Origin of the sequence: Tistrella sp. (genome assembly GCF_002684955.1) — a bacterium.
Taxonomy (GTDB): Bacteria; Pseudomonadota; Alphaproteobacteria; order Tistrellales; family Tistrellaceae; genus Tistrella; species Tistrella mobilis.
The window spans coordinates 1-14214 of the sequence record NZ_NYWI01000032.1; the positions used below are offsets into that span (position 1 = coordinate 1).

At 60.2% G+C, this 14214-nt stretch carries 12 protein-coding genes and 1 pseudogene; 7 read left to right on the top strand and 6 right to left on the bottom strand.

The window, feature by feature from the left end:
* The 6 genes and pseudogenes from CMO28_RS10395 to ppk2 form a co-directional block, all read left to right on the top strand.
* A pseudogene (locus CMO28_RS10395) lies at positions 1-84 on the top strand (IS5/IS1182 family transposase); the annotation flags it as partial.
* A gap of 18 nt (positions 85-102) precedes the next feature.
* On the top strand, positions 103-726 hold the full coding sequence (locus CMO28_RS10400) for a CHAD domain-containing protein (protein ID WP_296713162.1): 624 nt from the start codon (positions 103-105) through the stop codon (positions 724-726).
* 63 nt (positions 727-789) lie between these two features.
* On the top strand, positions 790-1833 hold the full coding sequence (locus CMO28_RS10405; protein ID WP_086466604.1) for an inorganic phosphate transporter: 1044 nt from the start codon (positions 790-792) through the stop codon (positions 1831-1833).
* Entirely contained in the window at positions 1830-3089 is a 1260-nt protein-coding gene (locus CMO28_RS10410) for an MgtC/SapB family protein (RefSeq protein ID WP_176342562.1), read from the top strand. Before CMO28_RS10405 ends, CMO28_RS10410 begins: the two co-directional genes overlap by 4 nt.
* Before the next feature lie 153 nt (positions 3090-3242).
* Complete coding sequence (locus CMO28_RS10415; RefSeq protein WP_217895504.1) at positions 3243-4013, top strand: DUF47 domain-containing protein; 771 nt, start codon at positions 3243-3245, stop codon at positions 4011-4013.
* 36 nt (positions 4014-4049) lie between these two features.
* Positions 4050-4835 (top strand): polyphosphate kinase 2, encoded by a 786-nt coding sequence (ppk2, locus tag CMO28_RS10420; protein WP_086466601.1) that lies wholly within the window; start codon positions 4050-4052, stop codon positions 4833-4835.
* Positions 4836-4857: 22 nt separating this feature from the next.
* Here ppk2 and CMO28_RS10425 read toward each other — a convergent pair whose 3' ends face one another.
* The 6 genes from CMO28_RS10425 to CMO28_RS10450 form a co-directional block, all read right to left on the bottom strand.
* A complete protein-coding gene (locus tag CMO28_RS10425; protein ID WP_296713163.1) occupies positions 4858-6171 on the bottom strand; it encodes an APC family permease in 1314 nt (437 codons plus the stop codon).
* A gap of 299 nt (positions 6172-6470) precedes the next feature.
* Positions 6471-6953 carry an ion channel gene (locus CMO28_RS10430; protein WP_296713164.1) on the bottom strand — a complete coding sequence of 161 codons (483 nt, stop codon included), beginning with the start codon at positions 6951-6953 and terminating at the stop codon, positions 6471-6473.
* Positions 6954-7097: 144 nt separating this feature from the next.
* Positions 7098-8963 (bottom strand): ATP-dependent zinc metalloprotease FtsH, encoded by a 1866-nt coding sequence (gene ftsH / locus CMO28_RS10435; protein ID WP_296713165.1) that lies wholly within the window; start codon positions 8961-8963, stop codon positions 7098-7100.
* Positions 8964-9072: 109 nt separating this feature from the next.
* Positions 9073-10263: a thiolase family protein gene (locus CMO28_RS10440; protein WP_296713166.1), complete on the bottom strand. Its 1191-nt coding sequence runs from the start codon at positions 10261-10263 to the stop codon at positions 9073-9075.
* Positions 10264-10315: 52 nt separating this feature from the next.
* Entirely contained in the window at positions 10316-11038 is a 723-nt protein-coding gene (gene phbB / locus CMO28_RS10445) for an acetoacetyl-CoA reductase (RefSeq protein WP_296713169.1), read from the bottom strand.
* A gap of 1042 nt (positions 11039-12080) precedes the next feature.
* Positions 12081-12797, bottom strand: coding sequence for a lycopene cyclase domain-containing protein (locus CMO28_RS10450; protein ID WP_296713167.1), 717 nt, complete (start codon positions 12795-12797; stop codon positions 12081-12083).
* A 158-nt stretch (positions 12798-12955) separates the two neighbouring features.
* On the opposite strand from CMO28_RS10450, the gene CMO28_RS10455 reads away from it, so the two are divergent.
* A complete protein-coding gene (locus CMO28_RS10455) occupies positions 12956-13849 on the top strand; it encodes a DMT family transporter (protein WP_296713168.1) in 894 nt (297 codons plus the stop codon).
* Positions 13850-14214 lie beyond the last annotated feature (365 nt).

Consider the following 14214-nt stretch of genomic DNA (forward strand, 5'->3'; position numbering starts at 1 on the left):
GCCACTCGCTACGACAAGCGACCGGAGAACTATCTCGCCGCCGTCAAGCTCGTGGCCGCGAGGATCTGGTGCCTGAGCTTATGAGTCTACGCCCTAGCACCCGTGGCGCAGCTCTATGGCGGGGATCAAGGCTTCGACGCCCTAATGGCGGCGGTGGAGCAGGCAAGACAGCAGAGCCGCCGGCGCGCTCGCGAGGCCTTAGGGACGGAGAGGTACACGGAGTTCCTGTTGCGCCTCAGCGCCTGGCTGTCAAGCCAGGCTTGGCGCGATCAGCCGGTCACGGAACGGACGACACGCCTTCTCGATCCGATCGGCGACCATTGCGTGAAGCTGCTGCAGAAGCGGGACCGGAACGTCCGAAGACAAGGACGAGATATCGCAAATCTATCCGAGACCGCGCTTCATGAGTTGCGCCTCGCCGTAAAAAGATTGCGCTATGCGGTGGACTTCTTCGAGAGTCTCTACCCAAAAAAGCAGGCGAAAGCCTACCGCAAGCATCTCGCTGGCCTTCAGGATGGGCTTGGGTATCTGAACGATGTGGCCGCTGCGGACACGCTCCTCCGCGAACTGGCCCTCACCGGCAGAGATCAAGCGGCCCCGGTCTGGGCTCATGCCGGTGGCCTGACCGTCGGTTGGCATCGCCATGCTGCGATCGCGGCCAAAGATCGCCTCGTCAAAGACATGGCCGCGTTCCTGCGCGCCAAGCCGTTCTGGCGTGGCGCATGAGACCCTGGAAATGACAGGTCTAGGCACAGCACGTTCGGCCCAATCGAAACCGCTGGCCGTCCGATGACCGGCGCAGTGGCCCTGATGATCGCCGGCGTGCTCATCGTCCTTGTCTATGACTACACCAACGGCTTGCAGGACGCCGCTAACATGCTGGCGACAATCGTGGCGTCGCGAGCCACGACGCCGATCCAGGCGGCCATCCTCGTCTCGTTCTTCACCTTTCTCGGACCCATCCTCGGCGGCACGGCGGTCGCCAACACGATCGGGAATTTCGTCGACGTGACCAATCTCGAGTCTGTCGCCTCGCTGACGGTCATCCTTGCCGGGCTTGCCGGCGCTATTTCATGGAACCTGATTACCTGGTGGTTCGGCCTGCCGGCCTCATCATCCCAGGCGCTCGTCGGCGGCCTCGTCGGCGCCGTTGTTGTTGCCGCCGGGCCAAGCCATGTTGTCTGGGGTTTCGCAGCTGCGGCGACCGGCCAGCTGACGGGCGTCACCAAGGTTCTGGGCGCGCTCCTCATCTCGCCTGTTCTTGGATTTCTCTTCGGCTGGGTGACCCATCGGATCATGAGCTTTGCTTTACGCGGTGCGCGTCCCACCGCCAACCGGTATCTTCGCTGGTTCCAATGGCTGGCGACCGCAGCACTCGCCTTCTCCCACGGCACCAATGACGCGCAGAAAGGTATGGGCATCATCGCCATGCTGCTGGTGCTCGGCGGGGTCAGTGCCGAATTCTATGTGCCTTTGTGGGTCATCCTCGCAAGTGCGTCGGCGATCACTCTGGGCACGCTGGCGGGCGGCTGGCGGATCGTGCGGACGCTCGGCTTTGGCATCTACAAGGTTCGGCCCATCCACGCTTTGGATGCCCAACTGACGTCAGCCGGCGTGATTCTGGCCGCCTCCGCGATCGGGGGGCCGGTGTCGACCACCCAGGTAGTCAGCACCGCCATCATGGGCATCGGCGCCTCCGAACGGCCAAAGGCAGTGCGCTGGAACACAGCCCGGCATATCGCTGGCACATGGCTCATCACCATGCCGGGGGCCGCTGCCGTGTCGATCGGGTTCTACCTTCTTACGCGGATTGCGTTGGAGGTAACAGGATGATGGATCAGAGTCTGGAGCTCTCTCATCTGCTGCTTTTTGCACAAAGCATTGGCATCGGCTTTTTGATCGGTCTTGAGCGGGAGCGACATGGAAATGCAGTAGCGGGCTTACGTACGTTCACATTGATCGCGCTCGCAGGTTCGTTGGGTGGCTATATCAGCAAACAAAGCACCGATAACGAGATTGCGCTCGTAATTCTCGGACTGGTGGCCATAAGCCTGCTGGTCGCGCAGTTCAAATCCAAATCTGAAGACCCCCATACTACAACGGTTCTGGCAGGCGTTCTCACCTTCGGCCTCGGATACATGCTGTGGGTAGGTCACCCGATTTTAGCCACCGCGCTCGCCGTCTTTATTACCGCCCTGCTCTATTTCCGCAAGGAACTGCGTAACGTCCCACACAGATTGACCAAGCAGGATATCATCTCATTTTTACAGTTTGCCGCAATTGCGTTCATCTTATTACCGATTTTACCTAATGCGACCTATGGCCCCTATGATGTCATAAATCCCTATGAAATTGGTTGGCTTGTCGTCCTGATCAGCGGTCTCAGTCTATTAGGCTATGTTGCGCTGCGATTGTTCGACCACAGGTCTGGAATTCTGATCGTCGGTTTATTGGGGGGAATGGCGTCAACAACGGCAACAACATTGGTCTATGCAAAACACAGCAGGCAACAAGAAGGATTTTCATACATAGCCGCCACGATAATTTTATTATCCCACCTGGTTCAATTCATCCGTGTTGGCATCTTGGTCTCTGTAATTGAATATACGATGCTTCCGCTCATGATCCCCTGGCTGGTGGGTGGCGGCACAGCCGGTGCGCTATTCGTGCTGTGGTCGTATCGTCGGGTTATTAGGTCGCGCAATCCTCTGCCAGCTCTGGACACTGGAAACCCCACCAAACTCGTCACTGCCGCCAGTTTCGCACTCCTTTTCGCAGTGGTATTGTTTCTCTCTGCATTCATGAACGACGTGCTGGCCGATACTGGCGTTTTCCTGGTTTCCTTCGTATCGGGGCTGACTGATCTGGATGCGATCACGGTATCAAACCTTAAACTCGTTTCTGATCAAATCGTTGCACCGAAAGTGGCGGCTTATGCAGTGATTTTAGCCTTTTTCGCCAACCTGATCTTCAAGTTCGGAATTATTTTGATCTTGGGTGACAGAGCTCTGAGATGGCCCACGTTTTTCGGATTCTCCGCCCTGTCCGTCGGCATTTTCGTGGGGATGATATCATATGAATATTTATAAGGACATTTCCATGACTGCCTCTCCCGTAGTCAAGAGAGGACAATCACATCCGGATCGCCGATCGTTGACGAAGTGCACCCTCTGTATGCTTTGGCAACAACCGGACGATCTTCTCCAAAGTGATTGGCTAGAGCGAGCAAAGGAAATGCGGTGATGACCAGGCCAAACACGACAACGAATAAACCCACCTCGCGGTTTTTAAGACTCTTGAATGCAGTGTTTCCGCGTATGCCGGATTTCTATGGCTTGCTGAACGATCAATGCGATCTGGTTGTGCATGCAATGGACGAGTTTGTCGCCTTCATGGAAACGGGGGATACAGCCAAGGCGAAGGAAGTGCGCCGGCTTGAGCACGAAGGCGACAAGCTCAAGGCCAGAAACATCGACGTGCTGAATCGCTCCTTCTCGACGCCATTCGATCGCGAGGATATCTACCGGGCGAGTACCGCCATTGACGAAGGCCTCAACTACGCCAAGACCACGGTGCGCGAGATGGAGATACTTGGAGTAGAGCCTGACATGCACATGCTTGAGATGGCAAGACTCCTGCATCAGGGTGCGAAAGCACTGCAAGCCGGCTTCGCCAGGTTGAAGACGAAGCCGCTGGACACGGAGCGCGACGCAGCCACCGTCCGAAAGACCGAACGCCAGGCCGAAAAGATCTACCGTCAGGCGATCGCCGAGTTGTTCGATCCGGAACATTACGTGCGGGATCTCGCAGCGCGTCGGAAGGAACCGGGGGAAGACCTCGAACTATTGCTGGAGCCGATGGATCAGGCGGCATGCGCCGCGGTCGTCCAAGGGTTGTCCTTTGTCATGGAGGCGCTGAAACGGCGTGAGATTTATCGTCACCTGTCCAACGCCGCTGATCATCTGGCGCATGCCGGCGATATCCTGCATGACATCATCGTCAAGACAGCCTGAGGGCGCGACACAGCGAAATTTCAAGGAGTTTGAGAGATGAGCAAGAACGCCAAGAACGATAAACCCGATGGCGAGGGCTACAAACAGAGCCTGCACCACCTTCGAGTGGAACTGGTCAAGCTGCAGCGGCATCTGATCGAGAATGATCTTCAAATCCTCATCCTCTTCGAAGGCCGCGACGCCGCGGGCAAGGACGGTGTCATCAAGCGGATAACGAAGAATCTGAGCCCGCGCGAAACCCGCGTCGTCGCGCTCGGCAAGCCGTCCGACCGGGATCGCCATTCCTGGTATTTCCAACGCTATGTTCCATACTTGCCCTCAAACCAGGAAATGGTCCTGATGAACCGCAGTTGGTACAATCGCGCCGGCGTTGAGCGTGTCATGGGATATTGCACCGACGCCGAATATGAAGAATTCATGCGCTCGGTGCTGCCCTTCGAACACATGCTCGTGGATGCCGGGATCCAAGTCTTCAAATACTATCTGGATATCTCAAAAGAGGAACAGAAGCGCCGGCTGAAGGACCGCCGCATCGATCCGCTAAAGCAGTGGAAGATCAGTCCGATCGACAAGGTCGCCATCAAGCATTGGGGCGATTACAGCGCCGCCCGCAACGAGATGTTCGAGCGCACCCACAATGAGATCACGCCCTGGTATGTGGTTCGGGCGGACGACAAAAAACGCGCCCGCCTCAATGTCATCCGTCATCTGATGTCGCTGGTCGACTGCCCCGACAAGGACGAGCACGCCGCCAAGCCGGATCCGGAGATCGTCTTCGCCTATGACGAGAGACAACTCGAAAACGGCGCGATTGCCCGGTGATGAGCGGTGGCCAGGCCGGTCGTCAGTGACCGCTATGCTCTCCCTCCGCGGTCCAGCGCGACAGAAAGACACGCTCATAGGCGAACACAGCGGCGATGGCGCCAACCGCGATGACCACGATGATCGGGTCGGATTGCAGCTTCATGGCGCCGAAGACGCCGAGCACGAGCGCGTCGAGCGCGATGGCCGCGATTAGCACCCAACCACTTGCGCCGATCTCGTGACGCAGGCGGCGGAAGACACCCCAGTGGATCAAGATATCCATCACCAGGTAGAAGAACGCGCCAAGCGACGCGATGCGGCTGAGATCGAAGAACACGGCCAGAACCGACGCGATCACCACCGTGTAGACCAGCGTATGCTCGCGGATCGGGCCGGACATGCCAAAATGGCTGTGCGGGATCATCTCCATGTCGGTCAGCATCGCCAGCATGCGCGAGACGGCGAAGACGCTTGCGAGCAGGCCCGAAGCGGTGGCGACAACGGCAAGCGCGATGGTGAAATAGAAGCCGTAGGGACCGAGCGCCGGCTCCGCCGCCTCGGCCAGTGAATAGTCCTTGGCGGCGACGATGTCTTCAAGCGAAAGGCTGGAGCCGACCGCGAATGCGACGAGCAGATAGACCACCACGCAAATCGCGATGGAAAAGATGATCGTGCGGCCGACATTGCGATGCGGGTCGACGATCTCGGCGCCGCTGTTGGTAATCGTGGTGAAGCCCTTGAACGCGAGGATCGACAGGGCGACCGACGCCGTGAAGCCAGCGATCGGGATGGTCTCGGACGATCCGGACGCAGGCTCGAAGGTGAACCCGCTGGCCGCGAGCGCCGCAATGCCGAAGACGGCAATGCCGCCGATCTTCAAAAACGCCATAACGACCGAGAACAGGCCGACGGAGCGGTTGCCCGAGATGTTAACCAGATAAGCAAAGACGATCAGCCCAACGGCGAGCGCGGGCACAAGAATACTATCCGCACCCAGATCGAACGGTCTGAGGACGTAGGTCCCGAAGGTCCGCGCGACAAGGCTCTCATTGATCACCATCGAGAGCGCCATCAGCAGAGACGCTGCCGCCGCGATCGCCCCCGGCCCGTAGGCCTTCTGCAAGATCATTGCGATCCCGCCGGCGGACGGAAAAGCGTTCGACATCTTCACATAGGTGTAGGCGCTGAACCCGGTCACGATGCCGCCTGCGATGAAGGAGAGCGGGAACCATGGTCCCGCCAGTTCGGCAATCTGCCCGGTGAGCGCGAAAATTCCCGCCCCGATCATGACACCGGTGCCCATCGAGACACCGCCAATCAAGGTAATGCTGTTCGCTTGGTATTCAGATTTCATCGTGCGCTTTCGCCTACTCTACAGTGTCTGTGTTTTTGATTTTGCACATTACTACGCAGCATTGCTCGGCGCCTCGACCCAAATTAGTAGTTTTCATTATATTTACTCCGACACGAACTTATTCCGCGGTCAATCTAAAGTTCTGAATTGCCCAACCTTCCTGGAGGTGCTGCGATTTTCCAATTGCTATCACCGGACAAATCAACCGCAACCGAAAAGAACATGCTGGTCTCCAGTTTCCAGTAAGCATTTAGAGCCGGTAACGGTACCAATACCGGCCTAAAAGGTGAGATGAAACGTCATGAAGCCGCTCTTTTAATCCTCTTGCCCGCGGCGACGCGGGCGGGCTCTGCACAGGTCTGCCAGGGCCAGAGGCGTCCCATGGCGATGTAGATGAAGGAGCCGGACCAGGCAATCAAAAGCAGGCCGTTCAAGGCCTCGACGCCGGTGACAAAGCGCAGGTGATCGCTGGGGAACACGTCGCCGAGTCCGAGCGAGGTGTAGCTCACGATCGAGAAGTAAAGGTAGTCGAGCGGTTCGGCGACGGCCAGACCTCCGAAGCTGCCGAGGGCGAGCACGCCATCGCCGAGTGCATACGCGCCTGCGTAGAGACCGACCTCGACGAGGTGGGCTGCAAGCGCCATCAAAATAATAACCAGGATGCGCACGCCAGCCGTCATCGCGATCCGCGCCATGCCGCCGGACAGCCAGCGCAGAACTGCGTAATGAAACAAGAACGTGACGACGACGAGCGACACCGCCAACATTGTCGCGACAACCATCTAAGCCTCCCTGTTCGTTTCGACCTTTCATTCTTTCTTCCCATCGGCCCATGGTGGCGCGGGCGGTGGAAACGCGGCGCCCGGGGTAAGAGAAGCCCGCCGCTCGCAGCTCTCGGTTTCCGCGCTGCACCACAGGCGATGGCACTAGGTCTCGCGTGCCGATGCGGCGGCGACGTCCAGGGGAGCGTCCGAACCGAGGCCCTGATCGATGAGGCGGCTCAGTTCCTCACCGCCCAGCGTCTCCTTCTGAAGAAGCTCCTCGGCGGCCTTGTCGAGGGTCGCGCGCTTCTCCTTGAGGATGGTCATCGCGTTCTCGAAGGCTTTGTCGACCAGCTCACGCACTGCATCGTCGATCTTGCGGGCCGTCTCCTCGCTGTAGCGGCGCTCGAGGCCGGTAGTCATCGGCATCGGTCCTAGGAAACGCTGCGGCTCGTCTTCGTAGGCGATCTGCCCCAGCGTATCGGCCATGCCGAAGCGGGTGACCATGCTACGCGCGATGTCGCTGGCCTTGGCAATATCGTCGGCTGCGCCAGTCGAGATCTCGTCGAACACCACCGTCTCCGCCGCACGCCCGCCCAGCAGCACCACCAACTTGTTCTCGAGTTCGCCCCGGCTCATCAGGAAGCGGTCCTCGGTCGGGCGCTGGATCGTGTAGCCGAGCGCGCCAATGCCGCGCGGAATGATCGAGACTTTGTGGACGGCGTCCATGTCCGGCAACGACATGGCGACCAGCGCGTGGCCCATCTCGTGGTAGGCGACGACCTTCCGCTCCTTGGGGTTCAGGAGCCGGTTCTTCTTCTCCAGACCGGCGACGATGCGCTCAATCGCCTGGGTAAAGTCTTCAAGCGAAACTGCCTCGGCGCCGCGCCGCGTGGCGAGCAGGGCGGCCTCGTTGACCAAGTTGGCGAGATCGGCCCCGCTGAACCCCGGGGTGAGCGCCGCGATCTGCTCGACGTTCACGTCGTTGGCGATCTGCGCCTTCTTCAGATGTACGTCCAGGATCGCAATGCGGCCGATCTTGTCCGGCCGATCAACAAGGACCTGGCGGTCGAACCGACCCGCCCGCAACAGAGCGGGATCGAGGATCTCGGGGCGGTTGGTCGCCGCCAGCAGCACCAGGCCCTCACGCGGATCGAAGCCGTCGAGCTCAGAGAGGAGTTGGTTAAGGGTCTGCTCCTTCTCGTCATGGCCGCCCATGCCGGGAAAGGCGCCGCGGGCCCGGCCGAGGGCGTCGAGTTCGTCGATGAAAATAATCGCCGGGGCCTGCTTGCGCGCCTGTTCGAACAGGTCGCGCACCCGAGCAGCGCCGACGCCGACGAACATCTCCACGAACTCCGAGCCGCTGATCGAATAGAAAGGCACGCCAGCCTCGCCGGCAACCGCGCGAGCCAGAAGCGTTTTGCCGGTGCCTGGCGGTCCGACCAACAAAACGCCCTTGGGCATGCGAGCCCCAAGCCGGCCGTAGCCCTGCGGCTCCTTCAGGAAAGCCACGATCTCCTCGAGTTCGGCCTTGGCCTCGTCGACACCGGCGACATCCTCGAAAGTGACCTTGGTGTCGGTCTCCAGATAGACCTTGGCCTTGCTCTTGCCGATCGACATCATGCCGCCGCCGAAGCCCTGCTTCTCGGCCATGCGTCGGATCAGGAACATCCAGACAGCGAAGAACAGCACCATGGGTAGGAGCCAAGACAAGAGGTTGCCGAGGAACGTGTTATCCCTGGCGGCCGAGAACGGCACGCCATATTGCTCGAGCCGCTCGGCAAGCGCCGGATCGACGCGGTTGGCGACAACGTGCTGTTGCTGCGCGCCTTCTTCGCCCTTCAGTGTCCCGCGGATGTACTGCGAGGTGACTGTCACCTCGCTCAAGCGGCCTTCCTCCAGATATTGCTCGAACGCGCTGTAGGGGATGGTCTCAACGTGTTGCCCTTGAGACCAGAAGTTCTGAAGCATGATGATCCCGAACACCGCCAGGATCGCGTACCAGATGTTGATCTTCATTCGCCGGTCCATGGCGCTCCTCCTGCAGCTGTGCCCTCAGCGCCGGGCCTAGCAGTCCAATCGGAGGGCTTGTCACCGGCCCGTCGTTCAAGCTGCCGGCCCCCCGTGAAACCGGCTACCATCATGAGGGCATCCGCTCCAAGGCGAGGGCGATCCCCTGCCCGCCCCCGATACAGAGTGTCACGAGGCCACGCTTGACCCCGTCGCGCTCCATCGCATGCAGGAGCCGCGTCGTGAGAACGGTTCCAGTCGCGCCGATCGGATGGCCGTGCGCAATGGCGCCGCCCTCGACGTTGACGATGTCTTCTTCGAGCCCGATTTCACGCACCAATGCAACGGCAATCGCGGCGAAAGCCTCGTTGATTTCGACCCGGTCGAGATCGCCGACACTCCAACCCGCGCGCTCCAGGGCCTGATAGACGGCGGGCATCGGGCCAAGTCCGAACATGCCCGGCTCGACCGCGCCCACACCGTAGGAAACCAGCCTGGCCATGGGCTTAAGACCGTTCTTCTCCGCCCAACCTGCTTCGGCGACAATCATCGCGGCCGCGCCGCTATTGAGCCCCGGCGCGTTGCCGGCGGTGATGGTGCCGTCCTTGCGGAAGGCGGGCTTGAGCTTGCTCAGGCTGTCGAGAGTGGTATCGGGCCGGTTGTGCTCGTCGGTATCGAAAGTCGTCGTCCCCTTGCGGGTCTTGAGTTCGACCGGAGCGATCTCTTGCTTGAACTTGCCGGCGGCCTGGGCCTCGGAGAAGCGCCGCTGGGAGCGCTCGGCCCAGCGATCCTGGTCCTCGCGGGTGACCTGGGCTTGCTTCACCAGATCTTCCGTGTGCCAGCCTGAATGCTCGCCGGAGAAGGCGTCGTTGAGACCGTCATGGAGCATGCTGTCATACATCTGAGCGTCGCCCATTCGATAACCCCAGCGGCCCCGCTGTATGAGATAGGGCGCCTGGTCCATGTTCTCCATGCCGCCGGCAACCGTGCAGTCGAGATGGCCGAGCATGACCTCCTGGGCCGCCGAGGCGATCGCCTGAGCGCCCGAGCCGCACACACGGTTTACGGTCATGGCCGGCACGTCCACGGGAATGGCAGCGCCAATCGCCGCCTGACGCGCAGGATTCATCCTGGCGCCAGCCTGAACCACCTGACCCATGACCACGGCCTGGATAAGCGACGGATCAAGGCCGGACCGCTCGAGCGTCGCGCGAATCGTCGTGGCGCCGAGCTCGGTTGCCGGCAAGTCTTTCAGGGAACCGCCATAGGTGCCAATCGCCGTGCGGACGGGGGAGCAGAGAACAACCTGATTGTGAGTCATCGAGGTAACTTCCTTCTTATTTCGCTGGGGAGCGCTAGGTTCGCGGTTTCGCTCAAGTCATGTACTGGCCGCCATTGACGGTCAGCGTCGAGCCGGTGATGAAGCCCGCTTCGTCGCTCGCCAGAAAGAGGACTGCCCGGGCGACCTCGTCAGGCCGGCCGAGCCGGCCGACCGGGATCTGGGCGACGATGCCATCGAGGATCTTTTGTGAGACTGCGGCAACCATATCTGTCGCGATATAACCCGGGGCAATGGCATTGACGGTAATGCCCTTAGCGGCGCTCTCGAGCGCCAGAGCCTTGGTGAAACCGAGAAGGCCAGCCTTGGCCGCCGCGTAGTTGGTCTGCCCGAGTTGGCCCTTCTGGCCGTTGATCGAACTGACGTTGACGATGCGGCCGTAGCCGACCTTGCGCATGCCGGGGATGACGGCGCGGCACATGTTGAAGCAGGCGGTGAGATCGGTCTCGATCACGTCGCGCCATTGCTCAGACGATAGCTTGTGGAGCATGGCGTCTCGGGTGATCCCCGCATTGTTGACGAGGATCTCGACCGGTCCCAGCGTGGCGGCAATCTGAGCCACGCCCGCGGCGCAAGCCTCATCATCGGCCACGTCCCATTTGAAGACAGGAATGCCCGTAGCCGCCTCGAAGCCTTCGGCCGCCTCGTCGTTACCGTGATAGGTCGCGGCGACGGCATAGTCCGCGTCGCGCAGGGCCTTGGCGATTGCCGCGCCGATCCCGCGCGTGCCGCCCGTTACCAATGCGGTTCGACCCACAACGTCAGCCACCGCGCCGACCCGGAAGCGATTTGCTTTGGTGGACCCGGGTTCGTTCTGCCATCGGGAATCGGGGTGCGTGTTCGATATATCCGCTCCATACACGTTTTCCGCTCACGATCTCTCCTCCATTGCGGTTTTGACCTCTTCACGACGTTGGTATCTTAGAAGACGAAGAACGGCTGTTTCCGTTACAGGAGACGCCAAGCCAGGCTTGGTCGATGTCGTTCGGCCGGGCCGATCCGCTGGCGCGGTCCCGCGCTCCCGTGAAAGATTTGTGTAACGATCAGCGACCGCTTCACGTCTTTAATTACGCCATGAGAATCTGGATTATCGCACCGGTCCGGCTTGGACAGCGGAAGGTCGAGGCCTGATGGTCAGAAATGTGGGATGCATAGCCCTTGCTGTTTCGAGGTCCGGCTTGATTGCGAGCACCAACGAACTTCTTCCGGAGTCTGAAGATTCTCAGGGACCGCGAACCTGGCCATGTGGATGCACGCAGGACGCGTCTGATCGCCTGCCCAATTGCAATTGCTTGACGGCAAGCTCAGCCGCGGACGGGCCTATAGGTAACGAGGGCGGGTGCGGGGATCCAGCGGACCCCCCGTGCGACTTCGACGACGCCGAGCTGGAGGCAATTCTACGGGAGTTCATTGGGACGCTGATTGGACTCCTACAGCCCCATTGTGCCGAGGTGGTTTGGCGTGCCGAAATCTTGGATCAGACGCCGCCCGAGATCGCGCAAGAGATGAAGCTCAGCGAACGGACGGTCACCGAACGCCTGCGGGCAGGCCGCAGCGCCCTCCTTCATCTCGTCATGATGACACTTCAACCACCCTCTGAAGCGTGAGCGGAGCACCTTCCGATCCCGCCGCTCTCGCTTCCGCCTTCTCGGCGACGCGGCAGATCGGCCCGATCGGGCCGATGACGACGGCATCGGAGCTAGTTCATACGGCGTCCAACTCCGTGGGACGGTCTTGCGCATCGCTGAAGACGGAAGGCGGTACAGGCGCAGTCCGCGCCGGTCGGAACGAATGAACGACTAGTCCGCGTGGCGCACGGGCGAGGCGGTGAGGACCTTCCAAGTGAAGTGCTCGTATATGCCTGACCAATAGGCGCCGAAGGCAACGGCAAAGAGCAGTTCCTCGACCGGCATGCCGGCGATAGTCAAACCCGACAGAGCCTCAAGGTTCCACACTCGAGCAATGTAGCCCGGCGCCGTCCATTCGAGCCCGATGAGGAAGACCACGTAATACGCCAGAAACAGGACGCCCCCGATCCAGGTCTTGCGCACGAGGTCGGTGCGGCAAAACGCGGTGGCGACGGCGCCGACCGCCATGGAGAGGATAGCGGGATAGATCGGATTCCAGGGGAACAGATAGAAGACCGGGAAGGTTAAGAAAGGCGCGGCGAGCGCCCACACATGGAAGCGATGGCGCGGCTGACGCCGTTCCGTTGTGAGCGTCGGCTCGAGCCTCTGCCGCGTCAGCAGATTGTAGAGGACCGCCCCGATGCCGCCGATCCCGAAGCAGAAGATCAGGCTCTCGATGTCAAACCCGGTGCGCCGGGCCAAGTCGAACAGGCTGGGCGGACTCCAATACTCCGGAACGAACAGAGGTTCGGTAAGGCCGAAGGGGGTCGTAAACAGGCTTGTCCAGATCATCGCCCGGCGATGGGCGGGAAAGGCAATATAGGCGATGGCCCAAGGAATCAGGAAGGCACTCGACCAGACCAGCCAGACATAGGTCTCGGAAATCACTTTCGTAGCGCCTCAAATCCCAGAGAACGAGTTTTACTGCTTGTCATGCTATTGCATCGGCGCGACTTTCCAAGGACGTTGTGCGCTGTCTGCCCGCGAGCTGCGATAGTTCGTGGACAGACAATTGTGTTTTGGGTAGAGGACGAGGTGCTGGACGGGTGACCATCGTAACGATTGCGCAAATCATTCTGGTGATGCTGCTTTGGGCTGCCTGCTTCCCCCTGATAACCGCCGGTATTGAGTTCGCCCCCCATCTGACTTTCGCCGCGCTGCGGGCGATTTTGGCTGGCGTGGTGCTAACCGCCCTAGCGCTCGCGCTGCGCCAGCCGTTGCCCAAGGAAGGCCGGGTATGGGCGATGGTCGCCGTCGTCGGACTGGGGGCCACCAGCCTGGGGTTCCTGGGTATGTTTCATGCTGCGGAGTTTGTCTCTCCAGGTATCGCTACGGTAATCGCCAACACCCAGCCGCTAATGGCGGCAGGTCTGGCGGGCATCGTTCTCAATGAACGGTTGACCGCGCATGGCAAAGCAGGACTGGCCTTGGGCTTTGTCGGGATTCTCGTCATCGTGTCACCGCAGCTCCTCTCCGAAGGGCAGAACAACTACATCCTCGGCGTCGCCTATATCGTCCTAGCCGCGCTTGGCATCACGGTCAGCAACGTATTGATCAAGCGGATCGCCGGCAATGTCGATGCCCTCATGGCTATGGGTCTTCAGATGCTGATTGGCAGTATCCCGCTCATTCTCGGCGCCTGGGCCATGGAGGAGCCGACGGCAATCCGATGGTCGTTCACGTTCGTCGCTGCCCTCCTCGGCCTCAGCCTGTTCGGAACGGCGCTCGTCTACTGGCTGTGGTTCTCCGTGCTGGAGAAGGCCCCGCTCAATCGGGCGAACGCCTTCAGCTTCCTGATCCCGATCTTCGGCCTAACCATGGGCACCCTATTCTACGGCGAGAGCCTGGGCTGGTCGCAACTGATCGGCATCGCGCTCACGGTCCTCGGGGTAGGTCTGGTCACACGCAGGGGAACGAGATCGGTGGCGGCCGATAAATAGGAAACCGAGTCAGACCCGCCGCATCCAGAGATAATATTCCTAATGACAACTACCGCTCGTCGAAACGCAACACTCCAGGCGTCATACAAACGGATTTGACCCAGATCAACGACGGTTGGGAAGATACTTGGATAATAGATTTGGGTCTTTTGTGCACGGTGCGCTGCGGTTCGGTCGACAGGAGAGAGCCAGGGTGTGGTTTTGCGTCAAGGGCGATGTCGCGAGGTTGAAAATATTCGCAGTTCTTCCAACATCTTAGATTGAGGCTAAGAGCCCGTCCGGAAGGTTATTGAATCCGGTGAATCCGTTGTGATTCTATGCCGCGCCAGAGGAAATGGGAGCGGACAGAATGTGGACGACGGAAA